Source organism: Haloferula sp., assembly GCF_049672945.1.
GTDB lineage: Bacteria > Verrucomicrobiota > Verrucomicrobiia > Verrucomicrobiales > Akkermansiaceae > Haloferula.
In genome coordinates this window covers 1-22,445 of record NZ_JBATWY010000040.1, presented here as the reverse complement: position 1 = coordinate 22,445, position 22,445 = coordinate 1, and the positions used below count along the sequence as shown (strand labels likewise).

The 22,445-nt window shown below is 59.1% G+C and carries 16 protein-coding genes and 1 tRNA gene; 7 read left to right on the top strand and 10 right to left on the bottom strand.

The genetic code is table 11. The features are described from left to right. Both WBG04_RS03760 and rtcR read right to left on the bottom strand, forming a co-directional pair. A partial coding sequence (locus WBG04_RS03760) for a DNA polymerase beta superfamily protein (RefSeq protein ID WP_424313034.1) occupies window positions 1–1,510 on the bottom strand: 1,510 nt, incomplete at its 3' end. Beyond that, a complete protein-coding gene (gene rtcR / locus WBG04_RS03755; RefSeq protein WP_424313032.1) occupies window positions 1,507–3,114 on the bottom strand; it encodes an RNA repair transcriptional activator RtcR in 1,608 nt (535 codons plus the stop codon). The genes rtcR and WBG04_RS03760, both read right to left, overlap by 4 nt. Before the next feature lie 283 nt (window positions 3,115–3,397). Between rtcR and WBG04_RS03750 the strand changes: the two genes are divergently transcribed. The 4 genes from WBG04_RS03750 (at window position 3,398) to rtcA (ending at window position 8,271) form a co-directional block, all read left to right on the top strand. Then, on the top strand, window positions 3,398–4,975 hold the full coding sequence (locus WBG04_RS03750; protein ID WP_424313030.1) for an RNA-binding protein: 1,578 nt from the start codon (window positions 3,398–3,400) through the stop codon (window positions 4,973–4,975). Window positions 4,976–5,328: 353 nt separating this feature from the next. Further along, window positions 5,329–5,477 (top strand) — tRNA-OTHER (locus WBG04_RS03745). A gap of 90 nt (window positions 5,478–5,567) precedes the next feature. Further along, window positions 5,568–7,052, top strand: coding sequence for an RtcB family protein (locus WBG04_RS03740; RefSeq protein ID WP_424313029.1), 1,485 nt, complete (start codon window positions 5,568–5,570; stop codon window positions 7,050–7,052). Window positions 7,053–7,257: 205 nt separating this feature from the next. Continuing rightward, window positions 7,258–8,271, top strand: a complete 1,014-nt coding sequence (rtcA, locus tag WBG04_RS03735) for an RNA 3'-terminal phosphate cyclase (RefSeq protein ID WP_424313027.1) — start codon at window positions 7,258–7,260, stop codon at window positions 8,269–8,271. Window positions 8,272–8,280: 9 nt separating this feature from the next. Here rtcA and WBG04_RS03730 read toward each other — a convergent pair whose 3' ends face one another. From WBG04_RS03730 to WBG04_RS03700, 7 genes are all read right to left on the bottom strand, one after another. Further along, window positions 8,281–9,249 (bottom strand): hypothetical protein, encoded by a 969-nt coding sequence (locus WBG04_RS03730; RefSeq protein ID WP_424313025.1) that lies wholly within the window; start codon window positions 9,247–9,249, stop codon window positions 8,281–8,283. Continuing rightward, a complete protein-coding gene (locus tag WBG04_RS03725) occupies window positions 9,246–10,634 on the bottom strand; it encodes a hypothetical protein (protein WP_424313023.1) in 1,389 nt (462 codons plus the stop codon). Before WBG04_RS03725 ends, WBG04_RS03730 begins: the two co-directional genes overlap by 4 nt. 53 nt (window positions 10,635–10,687) lie before the next feature. Then, window positions 10,688–14,008: an SNF2-related protein gene (locus WBG04_RS03720; RefSeq protein WP_424313021.1), complete on the bottom strand. Its 3,321-nt coding sequence runs from the start codon at window positions 14,006–14,008 to the stop codon at window positions 10,688–10,690. A 73-nt stretch (window positions 14,009–14,081) separates the two neighbouring features. Continuing rightward, the gene (leuS, locus tag WBG04_RS03715; protein ID WP_424313020.1) at window positions 14,082–16,688 is read right to left on the bottom strand and encodes a leucine--tRNA ligase; all 2,607 of its coding nucleotides are present in this window, start codon (window positions 16,686–16,688) and stop codon (window positions 14,082–14,084) included. 116 nt (window positions 16,689–16,804) lie between these two features. After that, complete coding sequence (locus WBG04_RS03710) at window positions 16,805–17,803, bottom strand: hypothetical protein (RefSeq protein ID WP_424313019.1); 999 nt, start codon at window positions 17,801–17,803, stop codon at window positions 16,805–16,807. A 122-nt stretch (window positions 17,804–17,925) separates the two neighbouring features. Then, window positions 17,926–18,378, bottom strand: a complete 453-nt coding sequence (locus WBG04_RS03705) for a thioredoxin family protein (protein WP_424313018.1) — start codon at window positions 18,376–18,378, stop codon at window positions 17,926–17,928. 26 nt (window positions 18,379–18,404) lie between these two features. Beyond that, the gene (locus tag WBG04_RS03700; protein WP_424313017.1) at window positions 18,405–18,863 is read right to left on the bottom strand and encodes a thioredoxin family protein; all 459 of its coding nucleotides are present in this window, start codon (window positions 18,861–18,863) and stop codon (window positions 18,405–18,407) included. Between the two features lie 80 nt (window positions 18,864–18,943). Here WBG04_RS03700 and rdgB point away from each other — a divergent pair, with 80 nt between their 5' ends. Both rdgB and WBG04_RS03690 read left to right on the top strand, forming a co-directional pair. After that, window positions 18,944–19,540 (top strand): RdgB/HAM1 family non-canonical purine NTP pyrophosphatase, encoded by a 597-nt coding sequence (rdgB, locus tag WBG04_RS03695; RefSeq protein ID WP_424313016.1) that lies wholly within the window; start codon window positions 18,944–18,946, stop codon window positions 19,538–19,540. A gap of 87 nt (window positions 19,541–19,627) precedes the next feature. Further along, window positions 19,628–20,275: a DUF1801 domain-containing protein gene (locus tag WBG04_RS03690; protein WP_424313015.1), complete on the top strand. Its 648-nt coding sequence runs from the start codon at window positions 19,628–19,630 to the stop codon at window positions 20,273–20,275. Between the two features lie 45 nt (window positions 20,276–20,320). Here WBG04_RS03690 and WBG04_RS03685 read toward each other — a convergent pair whose 3' ends face one another. Continuing rightward, a complete protein-coding gene (locus tag WBG04_RS03685) occupies window positions 20,321–21,328 on the bottom strand; it encodes a TIM barrel protein (RefSeq protein WP_424313014.1) in 1,008 nt (335 codons plus the stop codon). A 295-nt stretch (window positions 21,329–21,623) separates the two neighbouring features. Between WBG04_RS03685 and WBG04_RS03680 the strand changes: the two genes are divergently transcribed. After that, window positions 21,624–22,445, top strand: an 822-nt coding sequence (locus WBG04_RS03680) for an endonuclease/exonuclease/phosphatase family protein (protein ID WP_424313013.1), incomplete at its 3' end; no start/stop codon positions are given.

The window sequence follows — 22,445 nt, the reverse complement described above, 5'->3', positions numbered from 1 at the left end:
GGGCTTTGCAGTGGGCCTTGAAGGCGTCGAGATTACAGGTCAGCCAGGCGATTGGCTTGGCTTCCTTTTCCACGGATGAACAGACAATCGCGGCGTCGTCCTTTTTCGAGAAGATTCCGCGCATTTCGGCGGGCTTGGTTTTGTCGATGAAGACGGCGTAGGTGTTGGTCGCGTGGGGTGCGGACACGAGGCCGAGATGGTTTTCATTGATGTCTTCAGTCGCGAGCCACTCGTCGAGACGGACCGATCCCTGTCCGCTGAGAACGTGGCAGAAATAGCGGAGCGGATGGCGCTGTTCGGGCTGGGGGTTGACGATCTTCTTGTTCAGTCCACGGGCTTTGCGGATCTGGGACATGGCGTAGTTGCCGAAAGTCTGGCGGCAGAGTTTTGAAAGGAAGTCTTCGGGTTTCAGCAGATCGAAGGCCGGGTGGCGGTGGCGAATGCAGGAGTCGGGCGTGAAGAGCAGCTCGACGATGTTAGGATTGTTAGAGAGCAGCAGGCTGACGAAGCGACCGACTTCGTAATAGACCTCGTCGCTTTTCTCATCGCTGACCTGATCGATGTTTTCGAGGCCGCCGAGGAAGGATGGCGGCGCGACAAAGATGCCGCGAAGATCGAAGTCCGAGCGTTCGTGATGGGTGCCGAAGGCGCGGCTGCCGCTGACGGCTTCGAAGAGCAGCAGGTCGGGCTGGCGGACGCGGTCGAGGGTGAGCTCGTTTTTGTAGATGGGCTGCCAGTTCGTGGACTTCGTGCTTTTTGGCCACAGGCTCCAGCGGTGCAGGACTTGGTTGAAGGGGTCGCGTGGGTTGGCGTCGTTCGGCAGGGCGTCGAGGGTGGTGCCGATGCCGGGTAGGTTTTCTTCGATGAAGGCATCGAGCGTGGCTTGTCGGCCGGGTGATTCGTTTTCGCTGGCGCCGGCTTTCCACGCGACGAGTTCGCGGATCGCCTCGGCGACTTCATCGGGCGCGGTCGGGATAAGTTCGACGAAGGGAACGGGCGGCGGCGTGCCGTGTTCGAGCACGAAGCGCGCGGCGAGCAGGGCGCGGAGGCAGTAGAGGTAGCCTTTTGCGGAGGGGGATTCTGCGGTGAGCTTGTTGCGGTAGAACTGGCCGGCGAGTCCGCGGTAGTGGTTGGCGAGGCCTTTGCGTGAAAGGTGATCGGTGGCGAGCTTGCGCAGGTCTGTTAGAAAATCCGGGTTCGCGTGATAGACGATCGGCGAGTGAAGCCATTCGATGAGTGCCCCATTGGATTTGTGCAGAAGTCCGAGGGCTTTGCGGATGTCCCAACCACCGGGGTCGAGGTCGTTTTCAATGGGGATCTCGATGGTGTCGCTGCCTTCGCTGATGGTGAAGGCGTCCTCCATGGGGCGGCGGTAGAGAAAGCGGATGTCATAGTCCGAATCCGGCGACGCAAATCCCCAGGCCCGGCTGCCGGACTCGCAGGCATAGAGGATCTCGATGCTGTGCTTGGCTTCGAGTTCGCGCAGGAGGGTCTGGATCTTTTCGGTCACGCTTGAAGTTGGGCAAAATCCAGATCCCACTTGGCGAGGTATTTTTTCAGGCGGTCGGCGTCGTTGGTGACTTTGCGTTTTTGGCGGGAGGCGGCGAAGAGTTCGCGGCCGGCTTCGGAGAGGGATTTGGTGCGCTGGCAGACGGCGACGACATGGGCGAGCTGGACTCGGTCGAAGGGGTCGATCTCGGCGAGTTGGGTGGGGCTGAGGATCTTTGTGAGATCGGCGGCTTCGGAGCTGCTTTGCTGACCGGGGCGGTGCCAGCTTTCGCGGAGTCGGGTGATTTCCTCGGTGACTTCCTCGCGGCGGATGCGACCGCGCGGGGCGAGGGTGGCCATGCGGGTGATGGCGGCGTTGAGGTCGCGGAAGTTGCCGAGCCAATGGGTGTCGGGCGATTGGGCGAACTTGAGGAATTCTTCGCGGGCTTCCTTGTTGAAGGAGGCCTGGCGGCCTTCTTTTTCGGCGAAGCGGCGGAGTTCATAGTCGAGGTTCGGTGAGATGTCTTCGTGGCGGTCGCGCAGGGCGGGGAGCGAGAAGGTCCAGAGGTGGATACGGGCGAGCAGGTCTTCGCGGAAGCGGCCTTCGGCGACGGCTTCGCGCAGGTCGCGGTTGGTGCCGGCGATGAGTTGGAAGTCGCTCTTCACCGCTTGATCGGCGCCGACGGGGAGGAAGGTTTTTTCCTCAAGGGCGTGGAGTAGTTTGGCTTGTTCGTCGAGGCCGAGCTCGCCGATTTCATCGAGGAAAAGCAGGCCTTTGTGGGCTTGGCGGAGGAGGCCGGGTCGGTCGGCCTGGGCACCGGTGAAGGCACCGCGGCGATGGCCGAAAAGTGCGGAGGCGGCGGTGTCGCCGCTGAGGGTCGCGCAGTTGACTTCGACGAAGTCACCATCGAGTCCGCCGCGCTGGTGGCGGAGCTGATAGATGCGGCGGGCGAGGTGGCTTTTGCCGGCGCCGGTGGGTCCTGTTAGAAGAATGGGTGCTTTCGAGCGTAGGGCGACTTGCTCGATGCGTTCGATGAGCTGGTTAAAGTTCTCGGAACGGGTGGCGATGCCGCTTTTCAAGAAGTCGGTGGTTTCCTCGAGGTCGCGGGCGAAGCGGGTACTAAGGGCATCGTACTTCGAGAGGTCGAGGTCGATAAGCGAGTAGCGACCGGGGCCGTTGGCTTCCTTGCGTCGGCCGCCGCGTGGTGGTGCGGTCTGGATGAGTCGACCGGGGAGGAAGCCGGCTTCATTGAGGAGGAAGAGTGAGATCTGGGCGATGTGGGTGCCGGTGGTGATGTGGATCAGGTAGTCGTTCTGATCGCGATCGAAGGCGTAGCCGCGGGCCCAGTCGTGGAGGCCGCCATAGACATCGGCGAGGTCCCAGGGGTCGCGGCCGAAATTGATTTCGTGGAGGGTGACGGTGGTCTCGGGGGAGACGAGGCGGATGTCGGCGGCGACTTGCTCGGCGAGGGGGAGGGAGTTTGCTTCGTGGAGGAGCTCGAAGCGATCGATGAGGAGGTCTTCGTGTTGGAAGAGCGAGACGCTGGGGCGCCACTTGTCCCAGCGCTCGGGGGTCGTGCCGCGGTCGAGCTGGGTGCCGAGGATGCCGATGGCGACGCGTTTCATGGGTGGGTGGAGGTTTGAAACGCCAAGACGCCAAGAACGCCAAGTGAAGGGGGGAAGGGCTGCATCGGTTGGGGTATGAGATTGAATCAAGGGATAAAAGACTAGCGAAAAAGATAAGAATAGCTGCTGGCGATCGATGTCTCTGATTTGCTGAAGAAATCCAAGGTGAACGTAACTAATTGATGGTGAGTGAAAATAGGGTTCTGGATATTTTCTGAATCCGACTTGGCACGGCGAGTGCCAATAGGGTTTTTGTCCGGCGAAACCAGCGGACGATGAAACAATGGCTAACAAGAACCTATTCCGAACTCTTCGTGGTGCTCTCGCTCCCAAGGCGACGACTCGAAACGATGCCGGTGGACCGGCATACGGTTTGTCGGACAAGGCGGCTCTGGCTCGCATTGCGGCGACGGGTTGCCTGACTCCTACTTTCTACGCCTCGGCGGAGAACCAGCTCGACCGGGTGCTCGAGCTGGCCGCCCGGGTGGATGTGGATTACCTGGCGAAGACGGCACTTTATGCGCGTCGCCGCGGTCACATGAAGGACATGCCGGCGCTGCTTTGTGCGGTGCTGGCGAGCCGCGATCTGGATCGTCTTGAAGAGATCTTTCCGCAGGTCATCGACAACGGGCGGATGCTGCGGAACTTTGTTCAGATCGTGCGTTCGGGGGTCACGGGGCGGAAGTCTCTTGGCTCGGGACCGAAGCGTCTGGTCCGGCGTTGGCTGGAACGGGCGAGCGACCGGAAGTTGCTTCAGGCATCGATCGGGAATGCGCCATCGCTGGCGGACGTCGTGAAGATGGTCCATCCGCAGCCAAAGACGGCATCGCGTGAAGCATTTTATGGATGGCTGTTAGGTCGTCCTTACGATGCGGAGGCGCTGCCCCGTTTGGTGCGTGATTTCGAATGCTGGAAGCTGGATCGCTCGGGAGAAGTTCCGGAGGTTCCCTTCCAGATGCTGACCGCGCTTGAGCTCGGTGCCCGTGAGTGGGCGGCGATCGCAGGTGAGGCGACCTGGCAGACGACTCGGATGAACTTGAATGCTTTCTCGCGTCATGGCGTGTTCCGTTTCGGCGGAATGGCCGACAAGCTCGCGGCTCGTTTGAGCCATCCCGAGCTGGTCCGACGTTCGCGGGTGCATCCTTATCAACTGCTCGTCGCTTATCTGAATACTTCGAAGGATGTTCCGGAGAAGGTTCGGGAGGCGCTGCAGGATGCGATGGAAGTCGCGCTCGAGAACGTTCCTCGGATTGCGGGGTCGGTCGTGGTCTGTCCTGACGTGTCGGGATCGATGCAATGGCCGGTCACTGGGTATCAGAAGGGTGCAAGCTCGGCGGTTCGCTGTGTGGATGTTGCCGGCCTGGTGGCTGCGGCATTGCTGCGGACGAATCGTTCGGCGCGAGTGCTTCCTTTCGAGTTCAACGTGGTTGATGCCCATCTCAATCCTCGTGATTCGGTGATGACGAATGCGGAGAAGCTGACGAAGGTCGGTGGTGGCGGAACGAACTGTTCGGCTCCCCTGGCTCAGTTGAACCGTGAAAAGGCAGCGCCGGATCTGGTCATCTTCGTCTCGGACAACGAGTCGTGGGTGGATGCGGGTCGCGGTGGACGCGGAACGGCGGTCATGGCCGAGTGGGAGAAGCTCAAGCAGCGGAACCCATTGGCGAAGCTGGTCTGCATCGACATCGTGCCTAACAGCACGACCCAGGCGCCGGACCGGGAAGACATCCTCAATATCGGAGGCTTCAGTGATGCGGTCTTCGAGATCATCGGGTCCTTTGCGAAGGACGGAAACGGAGCGGATCACTGGGTCCGTGAAATCGAAAACGAAACTCTAACAGAGCGAATCAAGATCGCGTGAAATATGGAGAAGGAGTTTATAACTCCTTTCGCCTGACCTGTGAGCTTGATTCTCCGCAAAGGGGTTGCAAACCCCTTCTCCATATTGGCCGGTGCGGCGGATGCGGAGCCTGACTACAACTTCCTAAACTGAACAAACGTCATGCCCCATTTCTTGCCGCCGCACTGGCCAACCTTGCCGAATGCAGGTGGGACTCCATCGGTAACCAGCGGGTTCGAATCCCGCCCGGGTCGCAAGACCTGTGATGTCTCACCGACTGTTGTCGGCACTCACCTTTAAGACTTCGCGAATGCGGAGAGGACTACATTGATAATGCATTGGTCGTCGGTTCGAATCCGACTCTCGGAAACGAGGTAGCTCAGTCTGGTAGAGCAGTGAAAACGTCTTCTCAACCCCTTGTCGCGAACCATTTTTTAACAAAACACATTTAATCGCGGCGAATGCCGATGGAACTACATCGCTACGGACGACCAGGTCGCCGGTTCGAATCCGGCCTGGGCCACTTTCGACGGCCCGGTAGCTCAGTGGTAGAGCGGGAAAATATGTTTCATCAAACCTTGTCGCCGCGACCTTTTCAAAACCAAATCAAATCATGAACACCATCCATAAAACTGACGAGGCCATTGGCTTCATTCCTCTTCCTGGCGATAAGGGAAAGCCGATCACGGTGATCGGGAATGATCATATCCGTGCGGGCTTCGATGAGATGTGTCTGCAGCAGATCGTGAACTCGCGAATGGCTCCGGGCGTCACCGATACGATTCTCAATCCAGACGGACACGCCGGTTATGGTGCGCCGATCGGGTGCGTGATGGTTTCGCCGACGCATATCTATCCCGGCCCGGTCGGGGTGGACATCAAGTGCTCGATGTCGCTGCTGCAGATGGATATCCCCGAGGATGTCATCGCGGACAAGAAGACGCGTCGTGCGCTGATCAATGCGATCATTGAACGAACTCCGACGGGTGCGGGGCGTGGTCAGCGCAGCGTGAAGAAGGGTCGTCGTGTCGGGCAGGAGCTAGGAATCCGTGTGGTGACCGAAGGGGCATCGCAGGGTGTCTGTGAAGAGCTCGGGATTCCGCCTGAGTGGGCGGATCGTTGCGAGGACTCGGCACACGTCGGTCACGATGGGACAATCGATGCGCTTGGGAATCGCCTTGAGTGGATTCTTGATCAGAAGCGTATCCGGAATTTCGGCGATAAGGTCGGCCAGCTCGGGTCCTACGGTGGGGGTAACCACTTTGGGGAGTGCGAGATCACGCGATTGATTGATCGACCATCGGCTCGTGAGGCTTCGGATGCCTTTGGCCTGAAGGACGGACACGTTTCGTTCCTCAGCCACTGCGGATCGCGTGGCTTCGGAAATCTGCTGGCGACGGCTCAGTTCAAGGATCTTGAGCGGAAGTTCGAGAAGTGGAGCACGCCATATCCTGCGGGTGACAAGAAGTTGGTCTATGCGCCGCTCGGGACTCCTGAGGCGAATGCTTACATCGATGACATGTCGCTGGGTGCGAACTTCGCGACGGTGAATCACATGCTGATCAATGCGCTGGTGCTTGAGGCTTTCCAGGAAGTCCTTCCGGGGACGAAGGGGAATCTGGTTTACTTCATATCGCATAACATCGCGCGGGAAGAAATCGTCAATGGAACGAAGTCGTGGGTCCACCGCAAGGGGGCGACGCGTGCGGTTCCGGGTGGGCATTTCTCGCTCGCGGGGACGCCGTTTGCGGAAAGTGGACATCCGATTTTGCTGCCGGGGAATCCTCGTGATGGTTCGGTCGTGATGGTGGCTCAAGGCGGTGCGGAGCGCACGGCTTGGTCGGTCAATCACGGGGCGGGTCGTCAGATGGGGCGTAAGCACGCGGCTCGGACGCTGGATCAGAAGACGGTGGATGCGGAGTTTGATACCTCGGACATCCTTTTCAACGGTCGGAAGTATCCGATCGATGAAGCGCCGGATGCTTACAAGAACTTCTCGGAAGTTCTTCATAGCGTGGAGGCGGCGGGGCTGGCGCAAACGGTGGCGAAGTTGCAGGCTCGCTTTGTGATTAAGGATTCGGCGGAGGCTGATGATTGATGGGAAATGAACCACGGAATACACAGAATACACGGAAGCTTGGGTTGCTATCTTTTGAAACGCCAAGACGCGAAGGCCGCCAAGTTTTCGAATGGAACGATTCATTCGATCAAAGCATTTCTAGGTGTTTCTTGTATTCCGTGGGTCTGATTTTGGGTAACAATGAAAGCGCGCGAAATGGCGCGAAAGTTTTTGAGTTGGGAATATGAGCAAGTTGATTCAGTTGGATGGAAGTAGCGGCGGCGGGCAGATGTTGCGCACGGCACTGAGCCTGGCGATGGTGACGGGGAAGCCTTTTCGGATGACGAAGATCCGGGGGCAACGCCGGAAGCCAGGTTTGATGCGCCAGCACCTGACCTGTGTGAAGGCGGCTTGTGAGGTCTCCGGAGGCACGGCGGATGGAGCGGAGATTGGATCGACGGAGCTGGTGTTTCGTGCTGGTGAAGTACGCCATTCATCGTATCGTTTCTCCATAGGCACCGCCGGGAGCACCTCGCTTCTGCTGCAGACCCTGTTGCCGGCGCTTTGGTCGGAGGAGGGGCCGAGTATGGTTCGTTTGGAAGGAGGCACTCATAACCCCCTCGCCCCACCCTTTGATTTCATCCAAAGGGTATTCCTGCCCGCCATGGCGAAGATGGGGGCGAAGGCGACCGTGCGACTGCTGGAGACGGGATTTGCTCCGGTCGGTGGCGGGGTGATCGAATGTGAGGTCGAACCCTGTGCCGGTTTTTCGGAGATCGATTGGACGAGCCGTGGTGGGCTGAAGGAGAAGTCGATTCGGGTGCCGGTTCGTGAGTTACCCCTTTCGATCGCCGGTCGAGTGCTGGACGCGGCGCTGGCAGTATTCCCTTGTGAAGATGCGAAGGTCGTGGCTCTGCCCGAAGGTCCGGGTCGTGGGGTGGCGTGTCTGGTTGAGGCAGGCTTCACGCAGGGCCGCGAACTTTGTGCAAGCTTTGGCGAGCAGGGAATGAGCTCGGAAAAAGTTGGAAGGCGTGCAGCCAAGATGATGACTGACTTCATCGGCAACGGTGCAGCCGTCGGCAGGCATCTGGCGGACCAGCTTCTCTTGCCGATGGCCCTGGCTGGTGGCGGACGGTTCACGACGATGCCGCCGGACAATCATGTGCCAAGCAACATTGCGGTGATCGAGAAGTTTCTGCCGGTGAAGTTCGAGGTCAGCACCAAAGAGGGACGCTGCGAAATTTCGGTGACTTCGTGATTTGTCCGTTTAATTTTCGCCGGTGATTTCGATCGATAGGCGCAAAAACTGGGTAGGAAAATCGGTCGTGACCGGGCATTCGACCCAGCGGTAATTGTCCGGCGCAGCCTCTGGAGGGTTCAGCACGGGAGTGACGGGAGTTGGTAGCGGTCGCCATGATCCGGCTGTTAGAAACTGACTACCTTCGGGGGTGTAGCGAAGCGTGGGATCGTCGGTGCGTTCGAGGAAGCGGAGGGTCCCGTGGTTTCCTTCGAGGTGGATCTGAATCGCGCCGATGGAGTGTCCGCTGTTTGCCTGTGAGCCGAGCGCGTACTCAAGAGCACTTGCCTGATTGTCTTTGTCGGGATCGGCAGCGGGAAGATAATCGGCGGCGGTTTTTGCAACTCCGAGCTGGGTCTGAATCCATGACTGGAAGCTGGCTGGGATGGGTCCGGAGTGGGTGGAAAAGCCGGTGGAGTCCGCCGTTCCGTAGACGAGCTTGGCAAGGTCGAGTTGAACCGCGAGGTAGCCGGGAAGCTCGTTTAGTCCATCGGCGGGTGCCTCGTCGCTGATACGCAGGAGCAAAACCTCGTCGGATGTCTCGGGCGTGTTTTGATTCAGGATCAGGAGGTGGATTCCTGACAGCGGTGATTCGAGCGGGGTGATCACGCGGAACTCGATTTGGCCGGGTGCACTGTCGGCCCCGGTGCCGATGCTGGAGGGATCCCCGATCGGCGTGGATGCGGCGAGCAGGGATTGCGGTCCGAGGGCGGCGAGCTGCGAAATTTCAGACGGTGTTCGATCGGGGAAAGTCACCAGTTGGACGATTGCACCGACGGGCAAAGGATCGCCGGAGGAGTCGTTCAACATCAGCGAGGAGGTCTCGCTATCGACGAGATTGGAAAAGATCAGGTTGGCGGCTTCGAGGGATCGATCGGTGGCGAAGGATGCCAGCGCAGCGATGGAGAGCATGCGGGTGATGTTCAGCGGCTTTTTCATGGCTGCTTGATGAGTCTGAATGCTCCTGTGCCCGTGGGTTCGCAGGTGGTGTGGCTGGTGTGATCGTTTGCTGTGACTGGTGTTCCCAGGTTTTTCCAAGTCTGGGTTCCTAGTGCTCTGGTCTGGATCTGATACGTCTGTCCGGGGATCGATTTCCAATTCAGACGGACGGCTGGTCCATCATACTGATAGGATTCGACGGGGACTGTGTCCACATTCGCCAGAGCCCGCAAGCGGCTCGGAGACTCTGGAGTTGTTCCGGCAAATTTGATGAATCCGGCGGGACCTACCCGTCGAAAATCGATTGCCTGCGTGAGGTCGATGGGTGTTTCCGCTCCCGAGCCGGATTCTCCAACCATTCGCCAGCCGAGGCCTTGACGGTGATAGAGAAGTGGTGACTCCGAGCCATCGGGGAGAGTCAGGCGTAAGGTATCGGAGGTGGGGGCTGAGGGGCCGGACAGCACGGAGAATGGCGATCCGTTTTCAAACATCCCCCAACCCTCAACCGAAGAGGCGGAGGTGAATGGTCCCGAAAGAAGGTTCCTGCCGGGCCACACGGGGAGGTAACGGAATTGATCGAAAGGCATGGGGACGGCGCCAATCACGATCACTTTGATTTCTGTCTCCCCGCGGCGTGTAAAACTGAGGGCGTCTGGAAAGTGTACGATGGTGGCGGAACGATCACCTTGGGGTTCTTCGCCAATTTCTAACAGGGACCCGTTGGTGTGGAGAAAGAATCCACGCGCTGTTTGAGTCTCGGCATCCCAGGTACCGATGATGTCGGCTTCGTCGGCCCCGGTTCCGGCTTGGAGGTCGCTTTCTTTGAGTCGATCGACGATTTCTCCGAGGGTCCATTCGGGACGGACTCCGATGGAGTCACCTACATCGATGAGGCCGTCAGGTGAGCGGTTGAGAGTGATGGTGTTTTCGGAAAAGGAATCGACGCGGAAGTTGATGCCGGCATGGTTTCCTTCCCGGACTTCACAGAATGCGGCGTAGCCTTGGTGCCATGTGCCTTTTTCGTAGGAGTGGAAGAGGGTGCTGGGGACAGGACGGTCGAAGCTCAGCGTTGCGCCGTCGGTTGTGGTGACGGTTCCGATGAACGAGTTGTATTTGACCAGGTTGATCGAGAGAATTCCCGTCGACTCTGCCGGTAGAATCAAAGTCATGTAGCCGACGGGATCAGTGACCTCGGCAAAGGTCGTAGCGATGCCTCCTGCAAGGCAGATGCCGCCCAAGGTGGCACGAGGGAAAAAGGAGGAGATCATGACGGAGCCTGTTAGCCGGACGATGACAGCCAAAACTTTAGTCACGGTCAAGGCATAGCCGCCATTGAGATTGTAAGGCGGACAATGGCGGAGATGGAAAAGGGCGGATGACTCCATCGCGGCTGAAAGCCGCCTTGCCCACCGATGGCGCTTGGGAAAGCGCCACTCCGTTAGAGCGGGGCGAGCAGGTGGGAGAGGGTCTGCTGGTCGAGCTTGAGGCTGGTGGTTTCCTCGGAGAGGAGGGCTTCGACTAGTTTGGATTTGCGACTTTGGAGGTCGAGGATGCGGTCCTCGATGCTGCCTTGGCAGATGAGCTTGTGGACAAAGACCGGCTTCTCCTGGCCGATGCGGTGGGCGCGGTCGGTGGCCTGGTTCTCGGCGGCGGGGTTCCACCAGGGGTCGTAGTGGATGACGGTATCGGCGGCTGTTAGGTTGAGACCGGTGCCGCCGGCTTTGAGGGAGATGAGGAAAACCGGGATGTTGCCTTGCTGGAACTTTTCGACGAGCTCGCCGCGGTTCTTTGATTGGCCGGTAAGTTTGAGGAAGGGGATTTGGTTCTTCTCCAGTTGATACTCGATGAGGGAGAGCATCGAGGTGAACTGCGAGAAAAGCAGGATCCGGCGGCCTTCTTCGATCAGGGTGGGGAGGAGGTCTTCTGTGAGGAAGTCGAGTTTGGCGGAGGGGATTTCTGACGAGCTGTCTTTGAGGAGTTGGGGGTGACAGCAGATTTGACGGAGTTTCAGCAGGGCGCCGAGAGCGATGATGCTGGACTGGTCGAGACCTTTTTCGGAGATGGCTTCGCGGACCCGTTTATCCATGGAAGCGCGGATGGATTCGTAAAGCTGGGTTTGGGCTTTGTTGAGGTCGATGTAATGGATGAGTTCGGTCTTGGCGGGCAGTTCGCTGGCGACCTGGTCTTTGGTGCGGCGCAGGATGAGGGGGGAGACGCGTCGGTTCAGGGCATACTGGGCGTCGCTCGATTGCTCGCGCTCGATGGGTCGACGGAACTGGGTTTGGAATGTTCTTTCGGAACCGAGGAAGCCGGGCATGAGGAAGCGCATCAGGCTCCAGAGTTCACCGAGATGATTTTCCATCGGAGTGCCGGAAAGGCAGAGGCGCTGGGTGGCTTTCAGCTGGCAGGCGCTGCGTGCGTTGATCGATTTGGGGTTCTTGATGTGCTGGGCTTCATCGAGGACGACGACGTGCCAGTCCTGGCTCGCGAGCATCTCGATATCGCGGCCTAACAAGGGGTAGGAGGTGAGGACGAGATCGGCGTCCGGGATTTCCTCGAAGAGCTTGCGGCGGGAGGGGCCGTGAAGGGTGAGCAGGCGGAGATGGGGGACGAATTTGGCGACTTCGGCGGACCAATTTGGCACGACGGAGGTGGGGGCGATGATCAGCGACGGCCGGCCGGGTCGTTTGGCGTGCTCGGCGGTGAGATGGGTGAGGGTCTGAAGGGTTTTTCCGAGCCCCATGTCATCGGCGAGAATGCCGTGAAGTCCCTGATCTGAAAGGAATTGAAGCCACTGGAAGCCTTCCTTCTGATACTCACGGAGATCGGCATCGACCGCGGGTGGGATGTCGATGGCGGGAAGTTCGTGGATGTCGCGCAGGCCTTGGCCGAGACGGGCGAGGGTGCGGGCGGTATCGGTGTCATCGATCTCCAGCGAGTCGGCGAGGGAGGCGGCGGAAAGGCGGTCGATCCGTAGCTTTCCGGAAGGCGGTTTGCCGGAGAACAGGTGGCGAACCTGATCGACGGTTTCCATCAATTGGCGCGCGGGAAAGCGGATGAAGCCATCTTCGGGATTCTCGCAGGAAAGGAGGATGTGTTCGGGCAGGTCGGGGGAGTCGGCAGGTGGGTATTCCTGTTCGATGGCCTGGGCAATGAAGGGGATCAGGCTGAATTTCCGGCCGTCGATCTCATACGAGATATCGAAGCGGAACCAGTCGATGCCATGATCGCTTTCGGCCTCGATGGCGGGAATGAAGGATGAGGCGTCGCGTGCTGTCAGGCCGGCGCGTGAGTCGATTTCGATGATCCATCCCTTGTCGCGGAGCAGATTGAATTCAGGGCTGTCGAGAAGCTTCAGCCAAGCCATTTCGTGACTTGATTTCTGATTCGCGGGGACAAGGGCGTTCGGGTTGGGCGACTTGCCAAAGGGAACCAAGGGGGAGTCTAGTAGTTCAGCTTCAGCGCTTCGTTCGGCCTTGAAGTCGCGTGGCCAGACGACGCGTTTGCCATCGATCTGTCCGGTGTGCTGGCGTGGCGCGCTGCTGGTGAGCGGTTGCAGGCGGGGGCTGTCGCCATACTCGAAGAAGAGTTCGCCGATGAATCGATGGGTGCGGTCCCAGGAGGGCCCGAGGGCGATCTTTCGGATCGCAAGAATCGGGGTGGGTGCGACGGCGGGTCGGGTGACGGCCTCGATGGGTTTCGGTTTCGGAAGGTTGGCGCCGGGATAGCGGGAGAGCCGGTCGATCAGGGCCGGGATGTTTTCCGGCTTGATGACGGGACTGCGCGTCCAGGTGGCGAGGACGCTGTCGGGTACGTTGCTTTTGACGGGTCCGAGGACGGCTTTTCGGGGGTCGAGGTAGCGGGCGGGGACGAGCGGTAGAAACTCCAAGCCGCGGCGCTCGGCTCGAATCACCGGGCGGGCGCTGCCGTTCGGAAGGGTGTCCCAGTGGGCTTCCGCTGACTCAGTTTCCCCAAGGGCGAGCGATTGGTGGTCCGTGGTTCCGCGATGATCATTGGCCTCCTTTCCGAAATAGAGACGTCCGGTGGCGAGCGCGCCATCGAGGAGCGTGTCCCAGTTGGTTCCTTCGAGTGGCATCGCGCCGAAGGCTTGGTTGTCGAACTGTCGTTGTTCGAATTCGCGGACCAGTTCGATGTCTTCCGCAACCATGCAGTCGGTCGGCTTGTCGGGATCGACGGAGGCGACGCCGCTCATGATTCTCACGCGGCCATTGCTGAGGCGCTTTGCCGTGCGCAAGACGAACTGGAAGGGTGGAGCGAGGGCATTGAGCGGACGTTCGATGCAGTAGGCGAGGAAGGTGGCCTTCTTTTCAGGTGGCTTTTCCTCGATGCTGGGGGCGGAGGACGAATCGTCTGTCAATGGCAGCTCGTCTTGGACGAGTCGCGGCCTTGTGTTGGCTGTTAGCTTGTTTTGCAGGACCCGCAAGGTGGCAGCGGCGTGCTTGCACTCCTGATGGACGGGACAGGTGCAGTCGGATTCGAGCATCCACTTGCCACGCGATTGGCTGAAGATGCTGGTGGATTGGTAGCGGATGCCGCCGGGCTTGCCGACGAGGGAGGTGATGGTGAGCTCGCCACTGCCATCGAGATCGATCCACTCGACATGGGTGACGCATCCTTCCTCGGTGAATTCGTGGGATCGGAGCAGCGTGGCGAAGTCGAAGGAGTCCTCCCACATGCCCGAGCTCAGCCACTTGAGGAGTGACGGTCGTTCGGCGATGCGCTCGAGGGTTTCGTCCATGGGGTGGGGCGGTTCGACGCCGCGGTCTGGAGACCGCTACGCCCGGGAATGGTGCTCACAGAGCGCCACTCCGTTAGTTCGCGACGATATTTACCAATCGGCCGGGGACCACAATGATCTTGCGGACCGTTTTGCCTTCGGTCTGCTCGAGTACTTTTGGTGCCGCTTGGGCGGCGGCTTCGATGTCTTCCTTGGGGGCGTCTTTGGAGACCGTAATCCTGTCGCGGAGCTTGCCGTTGACCTGCACGACCAGTTCGATCTCGGTTTCGATCAGGGCTTGCTCGTCGTAATCGGGCCATGGCTGGTGGGCGAGTGGTTCGCCGCCGATCAGGGCATTGAGTTCCTCGCTCAGGTGCGGGGCAAAGGGGTTGAGGACGGAGAGCAGCAGGGTGAACTCCTTCCGCGGGACGACTTCCGCCTGGGTGAAGGCGTTTGTGCAGACCATCATTTGGGAGATGGCGGTGTTGAACGACATCTTGGCGATGTCCTCGGTAACCTTCTTGACGGTTTCGTGGACGACCTTGAGCAGGGCCTTGTCGGTGCAGGGGACGTCCTGAATTCTGGAGGAAACCTGCCATTCACCGGCCTGGTTCTGCTCCATGGCGACGCGCCAGACGCGGGCGAGGAAGCGGGCGACGCCTTCGACGCCCTTCATCTGCCACGGCTTCACCTCGGTCAGCGGTCCCATGAACATTTCGTAAAGGCGCAGGGCGTCGGCACCGTATTCTTTCACGACGGTGTCGGGGTTGACGACGTTGCCGCGGGACTTGGACATCTTCTGTCCGTCCTCGCCGAGGATCAGGCCCTGATTGACGAGTTTCTGGAAGGGCTCGGTGGTGCTGAGGTGGCCGAGGTCGTGGAGGACCTTGTGCCAGAAGCGGGCGTAAAGGAGGTGAAGTACGGCGTGCTCGGTGCCGCCGACGTAGAGGTCGACCATGCCCGCGCTCCCCTGCCCTGACCAGTAGCTTTCAACTTCCTTTCCGATGAAGCGGTCGTTGTTACTGGGATCGCAGTAGCGGAGGTAATACCAGCAGGAGCCGGCCCATTGGGGCATGGTGTTGGTTTCGCGCTCCAGCTTGTCGCTGTAGTTGATCCAATCGGTCGCCTTGACCAGCGGACCGCGTGGGTCGCCGGTGGGCTTGAAGTCTTCCATCTCTGGCTGGAGCAGCGGCAGTTCGCTCTCGGGAATGGCGGAGTGTTCGCCGGTTTCCTTGTTCCACAGGAGTGGGAAAGGTTCGCCCCAGTAACGCTGACGGGAGAAAAGCCAGTCGCGCAGTTTGAATTGGATCTTGCGGGTGCCTTTGCCATTTTCTTCGAGCCAGTCGATGATCGTGGCTTTGGCGTCCTTGGTTTTGAGACCGTCGAGGAAGCCGGAGTTTACGGCGGTGCCGTATTCGGTGTAGCCCTGCCAGTCGGCGTCGCCTTTTGGCTGAACGACTTGAAGAATCGGAAGGTCGAACTTTTTCGCGAAAGCGAAGTCCCGCTCATCGTGCGCGGGGACGGCCATGATCGCGCCGGTGCCGTAGCCCATCATGACGTAGTCGGCGATCCAGACGGGGATCTTCTCGTCGTTGACGGGGTTGATGGCGTAGGCGCCGGTGAAGATGCCGGTTTTGTCCTTGTTGGCTTCACCACGGTCCATATCGGACTTGTTGGCGCATTCGGCGATGTAGGCGTCGACGCCTTCTTTCTGTTCGGCGGTGGTGATTTCCGCGACCAGCGGGTGCTCCGGGGCGAGGACCATGTAGGTGGCACCGAAGAGGGTGTCGGGACGGGTGGTGAAGACGGTGACAGTGGCATGACCGTCTCGGTCATGATCGCCGTCAGGGTTCACGACCGGGACGGTCGTGCCACGCTTGAGCTCAATCTCGAATTGGACTTCAGCGCCTTCCGAGCGGCCGATCCAGTTGCGCTGGAGGGCCTTGATGCCGTCGGGCCAGTCGAGGGGTTCGAGTTCGTCGATGAGGCGCTGGGCATACTTGGTGATGCGCAGCATCCACTGGCGGAGCGGGCGGCGTTCGACGGTGTGGCCTTTCGACTTCCACTCTTCGACTTCCTCGTTGGCGAGGACGGTGCCGAGGTCGGGCGACCAGTTGACGGGGGCTTCGTGGATGAACGCCAGTCGGACGTCGTCGATTTGCTCGGGCGTCCATCCTTTGGCTTCCAGTTCGGAAACGGGGGCGGCCTTCTGGGTCTCTTCGTTGAAGTAGGATTTGTAGAGCTGCAGGAAGATCCACTGGGTCCAGCGAACGTATTCCGGATCGGTGGTGGCGATTTCGCGGTCCCAATCGTAGCCGAAGCCGAGCGACTTCAGCTGGCGTTTGAAGGTCTCGATATTGGCCTCGGTGGTGACGCGCGGGTGCTGGCCGGTTTTGATCGCGTATTGCTCGGCGGGTAGGCCGAAGGAGTCCCAGCCCATCGGATGGAGGACGTTGAAACCCTGACGCAGCTTGGTGCGGCCGATGATGTCGGTGGCGGTGTAGCCTTCCGGGTGGCCGACGTGGAGACCCGATCCGGAGGGGTAGGGGAACATGTCGAGGACGAAGAACTTCGGTTTGGAGGCATCGAAATCCGAGTCGCCGGGATTGGGCGCGCGGAAGGTTTTCTCCTGCTCCCAGAGTTGCTGCCATTTCGGCTCAAACTCATCGAAGGGGAAAGGTTTACGGCGTTCGTCGGACATGGTGAAAGCGGTCTTGAATTCATGACCGGGACGGTCATGCCACTGGTAGGAGTGGGGCGCGGAACTTGGCGGAAGAGGCTGAGCTTGAAAAGAAAAACCCCGCGTGGCTGCTGCGTTCAGCGCGCGGAGAAGCGGAGGTTCATGCCATTTTTCGTCCAGTAGCGGGTCAGTTTGTCTTCCACTGATTTCGGGTCATCGAGATCGAAGTCCGAGCTGACGTGATGCCTCGATTCGGGGGCAGATAGTTCCGTCAGGTATTCGCGCAGCCCAGCCCGGCGCGAGGAGCCGCCTTCGATCAGATAGTGGACGAAGAGGAGCGAGGTGGCGTAGGGGAGGTAGCGATCGGTGATGTCGGCCTCGGCCACTTCGCGTGACCACTCGCGATGGGAGAGCTTGAGCGTGTGGGACAAAGCCGGTAGTTCGAGGTTGGCCAGATCCTTGGTTGGAAGGTGCCGCTTGAAGTGGTTTCGAATGAAGCGGGTTGAATCGTCGAAGCGGTAGAAGCCTCCACGCTGATGGGCGATGGAAAGATATTCGGCGATTCCCTCGCTGAGCCAGGGTGGGGCCTGCTGCAGTGTGCCCGATGTGGAGAGATGACAGAGCTCGTGGACGAGCAGGTCTTCGTCCGGTTCTTCCCTGAGTTTCGAGTTCCCACCTTTCTGGGGAGAGAGAAGAAGGTCCGCCCGGATGAGGACGGATTTTCCACGATGTTGGTAGTAGCCCGCGGATGAGGGTGGACCACCAAGCTCCGTGAATCCTTGCTCGTCGCGACAAAGTCGGATGAGCGGTCGCTCTCCTTCGGGCAAACCGAGCAGTGGTATTGGAAAGAGGTCGAGAACTGCTGGCACTGATTCAATCGTGTTGGCGAAGCTTTGGAGGGCGGCAGGCGGGATGGGAGTGTCAGAAACCACGAGGAAATGGCGGGTCGTCCATGCGGCGACAGCATCAGCAGGAGGCTCCACGGCTTCGAGTCTGGCGGCAGGTGCCTTGAACACGCTGGGAAAGGTCTTTGTCTTCTCGTCGGGGGTTTCAGGAGTCTGCGAGAATGTTAGTGCGCCCAGTGCCGCCCACGCCGTCATGGCGAAGAGGCCGGTTGGTGACGGAAGAAGACTCATGGCGGCATGAGTTTAGAGCGGCTGAACGGAAGGGAAAGCCGCTTGAGAACGAATGAGTGGAAACGAAAGAACCCGCCACGGTGAAACCGGGGCGGGTTCTTTGGAAAATACTCTGTTGAGAATCAGGCGGCGGGCTCTGCTTTGGCGAGAAGCTCCTTGAGATAATTCACGTAGGCTTCGGGACCGCCTTCGCGGTAACCGACGTCACCGGAGATCTTGTTACCTTCGGCATCGAGGAGATAGAGGGTTGGATAACCTTCGACTCCGTATTTCTTATCGAGCATCTTGTTCTGCGCCTTCACTTCGTCGGAGAGCTTCTTTTTCCGTGGGAAGTCGACTTCCATCAGCACCAGATTTTCCTTGGCGTATTCCTGAAAGGCCTTTTTGGAGAAGACTTCATTTTCAAGCTTGATGCACCAGCCACACCAGTCGGTGCCGGTGAAGTTGATGAAGATCGGTTTGTTTTCCTTCTTGGCTTGAGCCTTGGCGGCTTCCCAGTCAGTGCCCCATTCGCCGCCGATGGCGATGCTTGCGGTGGCGATGAAAAGGCAGAGTGTTTTGAATATGGCGACCATGGTAGTTTGTTGATTTGGAATTGGATTCAGTCGAGGTCCTTCTTGGCGAGGGACTTGTTGAGGTGGGCGAGGAAATCTTCGGTGTTCGGGTATTCGGATGCGAAGAAGCGGTTGAATTCCTTCCCTTCGGAGTCAAACAGGATCACGGTCGGGAACCCTTCGATTTCGTATTTCTTGGCGTAGGGGTCGTTCTTTTTCTTCAGCTCCGGATCGCCGTTCGGAAAGTCGAGTTCGACGAGGATGAAATCCTTGGATGCGGCGGAGACGAATTCCTTCTGCGAGAAGACCTTCTTGCGCATCATCATGCAGGGCGGGCACCAGTCGGATCCGGTGAATTCGACGAGCACGGGTTTGTTTTGCTTCTTGGCGTCTTTGAAGGCCTGTTCGAGGTCGGTCGACCAGCCTTCGGGCGTGTTGGCGAAGGCAGAACTGACGAGGGCGGAGCCTGCCAAAGCGAAGGCAGCAAGGTGGGTAATGGCTTTCATTTGATGGGTATACGCGTAGGCCGGGGGGAATTTATTTCAAATTTCTTGGACGGAATGACGCAAACGGTTAGCCGGTGGGCATGGATGAAGACCCGAATCGACTGGTGATCGCGACGCGCAATGCTCACAAAACGCAGGAAATCCGGGAAATGATCGGGGATTGCTTCGAAGTCGTGGATGTCACGGCTTTCCCTGATCTGCCGGAAGTGGAAGAAACCGGGACGACTTTTCTTGAGAATGCCACCCTCAAGGCACTGGCGATCAGCCGCGAACTGGAGGGGCTGGTTCTGTCGGATGATTCAGGACTCGAGGTCGATGCCCTGGATGGGAGGCCCGGCGTCTGGTCCTCGAGTTTCGGGGGTGAGGAGGGCAACCATGCGAAAAACAACGAACGGATGATGCGGGAGATGGCGGGGATTGCCGAACGTTCGGCAAGGTTTCGCTGCGTGATGGTGCTGGCCAGGGGCGGGGAGGTGCTGGCGCATTTTGATGGCAGCGTGGAGGGGCGGATCCTGGATGAGCCGAGTGGCGCTGGAGGTTTTGGTTATGATCCCTTGTTCGCGCCGGAGGGACACGATCGGAGTTTCGCGGAGCTCGGTGCGGAGGTGAAGAATGGCATGAGCCATCGGGGAAGGGCACTGGCCAAGGTGGTGGCTTGGCTGGGCGACAAGGGGTAAGGCCGACGACATACGCCGCCGAAGGTGCTGAAAAACCTCAGGCCTGGGCTGGCTTGCGGGCTCGGGTTCTACTAGTGATCCGATTGCATGAACCCCAAGGTTGATCAGTTTTTTGAGGATGCCCGGAAGTGGCGGGCGGAACTGGTGGCGCTGAGGAAGATCGTACTCGCTTGCGAGCTTGGCGAGGATCTGAAGTGGGGAAGTCCCTGCTATGCCTACAAGGGAGGCAAGGTCCTGATCATGGGAGAGCTGAAGGACAGTTGTACGCTCAGCTTTTTCAAGGGCGCCTTGATGGAAGACCCGCAAGGCCTATTGAAGAAGCCCGGCGAGAATACTCGGGCGGCACGAGTCATTCGGTTCACAAACGTTGAGGAAATCGCTGAGTTGGAGACCATCCTGAAGGCTTACATCAACGAAGCGATTGAGTTGGAGAAGGCGGGTTCAGAAGTGAATCTCAAGGAGGGGTCAGAACTTCCGGTGCCCGAGGAATTGCGAATGGAGTTCGATGAAGATCCGGACTTCGAAGTCGCATTCGAGGCGTTGACGCCGGGGAGGCAAAGAGCCTACCTGCTTCACTTCGCTGCGGCGAAGCAATCGCAGACCCGGGCGTCGAGAGTGCTGGTTTCCAAGCCGCGGATTCTCTGTGGAATGGGTCTCAATGACTGCACCTGTGGCTTGTCCAAACGCATGCCGGCCTGCGATGGATCGCACCGCCAATTGAAGAAGGGGACGTAGCCTTCGTTCAACTCGTGGAAAAAACCAAGAGGCAGGGGGTCCGGGTCAGACTGCGGCGATCACTTTCTCGAGCAGCGCCTTGGTCTTCATGATGCCCTCGACTTCATTGAGCTTCTCTCCTTCGTATTCGATGCCGATGTAGCCCATGTAGCCGGCCTCCTGGATGATCTGCATCATCGTGCCGAAGTCGGTGTGGGCTTCTTCGCCGCCTTTGAGGAAATCGTGGGATTTGGCGGAGACCCCTTTGGCGTAGGGCATCAGGTCACGGAATCCGCGGTAGCGGTCGTAGCCGAGGCCGACCTCGTCTTCGGTGAGGTCATCGACGCCTGTGTAGAGGGCCTTTTGTTTCTCATACTGTTCGGCGTTGCCGTGCTTCTTGACGACGTAGAAGTTTCCGAAGTCGGGAAGGCTGCCGCAGTTGACCATTTCGACGGCTTTCAGGACTCCGGCGAGCCAGGCGCCGTGTGAAGAGAGGCCGCCGTGGTTTTCGACGATGACGTTCAGGTCGAGCTTGGCGGCGTGTTCGGAAAGACTGCGCAGGCCATCGGTGCAAAGCTTGGCCTGTTCTTCGGGAGGCAGCTTGGCATCGGAGCCCGAGTTGACCCGGATGCTGTGGCAGCCGAGTTGCTTCGCGGCATCAAGCCAGGTGAGGTGGCCTTCGACGGTGGCCTTGCGTTTGGCGGGATCGGGGTCGCCGATCTGTCCGACGCCGTCGCACATGATGAGCAGGCTTTTCATGCCGTTGTCATCGCAGCGTTGTTTCATCTGGGCGAGGTAGTCGCCGCCTTTTGGCTGAAGCCCGAGGTGATCGGATTTCTCTGCGAAGAATTGATTCACCCATTCGAGAGCATAAATATCGAACTGGTTTTTGGTGAACTCGGGCCAGTCGAGGTTGTCGAGTCTGCCGCTTTTGAGCTCGCGGTGATTCGACCACTGGGCGAGGGAGATTTCATAAGGAGAGGATTGCTCCATCAACTCTTCCTTGGAGCATGAGGAAAGCGCCATGCCTGAAGCGAGGGCGGCGGAGGAGGTCAGGAAATGGCGTCGGTTCATGGGTTTCATATTGGGTTGTTGGGAGGGATTTTTGCATTGAACGCCGGAGGATGTCGAACTGAATACGGGTTGGAGCGCGATCATCTGGCGGGGAACCGGCGAGGCGTTTTCAACGGTTGCCGAGGTCTTTTGGATAAAAAACCGGTCCGGGCTCCACCAATGCGACTTGGCGGTTTCGTAGAATCCCGCGTTTGTGCGGGAAGATCAAACTGGCATTGGTAGGGAAACAAGGCAGGTTTCGTCGCTCAGTGGTTCTGGTGCATGACGGAATAAAACTGCTGAGCTCCCGCCGCCCATGCTGCTGCTTCGCCATCTCAGACTCTTCCTGCTCGGGCTTCATGTGTTGCTCTCTGCCAGCTGTCTTTCCGTGGAAGACTTGTCTTCGATGGTTTCTCCTCCGGGCGAGACCGTGAGGAAAGTCCCGGTGAGCGGTTCCGTGTCCCATTTCATTTGTTGGAACGTGCACAAGGCGGACCATGAAAACTTCAAGCAAGACATCGGGAATCTCCTCGCGAAGGTGCCGAAGGACAACGGGCTGACGTTGTGCCTTCAGGAGGTTCGCTGCACGACCTTCGATTTGATCAGGGGGCTCAAACCTGACGGGGTTAACGGCCACTATGCTCCTAGTTGGAGACTGCCGTTTTCCCGCGGGTCCACCGGGGTCCTGACGATCGGGAATCAGCCGCTTCCGGAATCCGGTGTGATCCCGATCCGTGCGCCACGACGCGAGTTCTACGTGGCGTCGCCGAAAGTTTCACTGAAGACCGAAACGCGTCTCCCCGACGGCCGGATACTGCAGATCGTCAATTGTCACGGACTGAACTTCGTGCCGTTCTCCGTTTTGCCCAAGCAGCTCGACCAGATTTTCGAAGCTCTCGAGTGCACGGATTCGCCGGCCATTGTTTGCGGGGATTTCAATGTCTGGAGTCAGGACCGTTTGGACCTCCTGGATCAACGCGCCGCGGAAGCGGGTCTTGTCGAAGCGCGACCGCGGGGACTTGAACACTCACCCGCGCCCAAGTGGTTGCGCTGGATGAACCGCTTCAATGGCTACGACCCTGATATCCGCCTTGATCGAATCTATACGCGCGGCCTCGAAGTCATCGATTGCTATTCG

What these genes read in the sequence shown, in the direction of transcription:
- rtcR (WP_424313032.1), bottom strand. Translation starts at nt 3,114, where the DNA reads ATGAAACGCGTCGCCATCGGCATCCTCGGCACCCAGCTCGACCGCGGC.
- WBG04_RS03750 (WP_424313030.1), top strand. Translation starts at nt 3,398, where the DNA reads ATGGCTAACAAGAACCTATTCCGAACTCTTCGTGGTGCTCTCGCTCCC.
- WBG04_RS03740 (WP_424313029.1), top strand. Translation starts at nt 5,568, where the DNA reads ATGAACACCATCCATAAAACTGACGAGGCCATTGGCTTCATTCCTCTT.
- rtcA (WP_424313027.1), top strand. Translation starts at nt 7,258, where the DNA reads ATGAGCAAGTTGATTCAGTTGGATGGAAGTAGCGGCGGCGGGCAGATG.
- WBG04_RS03730 (WP_424313025.1), bottom strand. Translation starts at nt 9,249, where the DNA reads ATGAAAAAGCCGCTGAACATCACCCGCATGCTCTCCATCGCTGCGCTG.
- WBG04_RS03725 (WP_424313023.1), bottom strand. Translation starts at nt 10,634, where the DNA reads ATGGAGTCATCCGCCCTTTTCCATCTCCGCCATTGTCCGCCTTACAAT.
- WBG04_RS03720 (WP_424313021.1), bottom strand. Translation starts at nt 14,008, where the DNA reads ATGGACGAAACCCTCGAGCGCATCGCCGAACGACCGTCACTCCTCAAG.
- leuS (WP_424313020.1), bottom strand. Translation starts at nt 16,688, where the DNA reads ATGTCCGACGAACGCCGTAAACCTTTCCCCTTCGATGAGTTTGAGCCG.
- WBG04_RS03710 (WP_424313019.1), bottom strand. Translation starts at nt 17,803, where the DNA reads ATGAGTCTTCTTCCGTCACCAACCGGCCTCTTCGCCATGACGGCGTGG.
- WBG04_RS03705 (WP_424313018.1), bottom strand. Translation starts at nt 18,378, where the DNA reads ATGGTCGCCATATTCAAAACACTCTGCCTTTTCATCGCCACCGCAAGC.
- WBG04_RS03700 (WP_424313017.1), bottom strand. Translation starts at nt 18,863, where the DNA reads ATGAAAGCCATTACCCACCTTGCTGCCTTCGCTTTGGCAGGCTCCGCC.
- rdgB (WP_424313016.1), top strand. Translation starts at nt 18,944, where the DNA reads ATGGATGAAGACCCGAATCGACTGGTGATCGCGACGCGCAATGCTCAC.
- WBG04_RS03690 (WP_424313015.1), top strand. Translation starts at nt 19,628, where the DNA reads ATGAACCCCAAGGTTGATCAGTTTTTTGAGGATGCCCGGAAGTGGCGG.
- WBG04_RS03685 (WP_424313014.1), bottom strand. Translation starts at nt 21,328, where the DNA reads ATGAACCGACGCCATTTCCTGACCTCCTCCGCCGCCCTCGCTTCAGGC.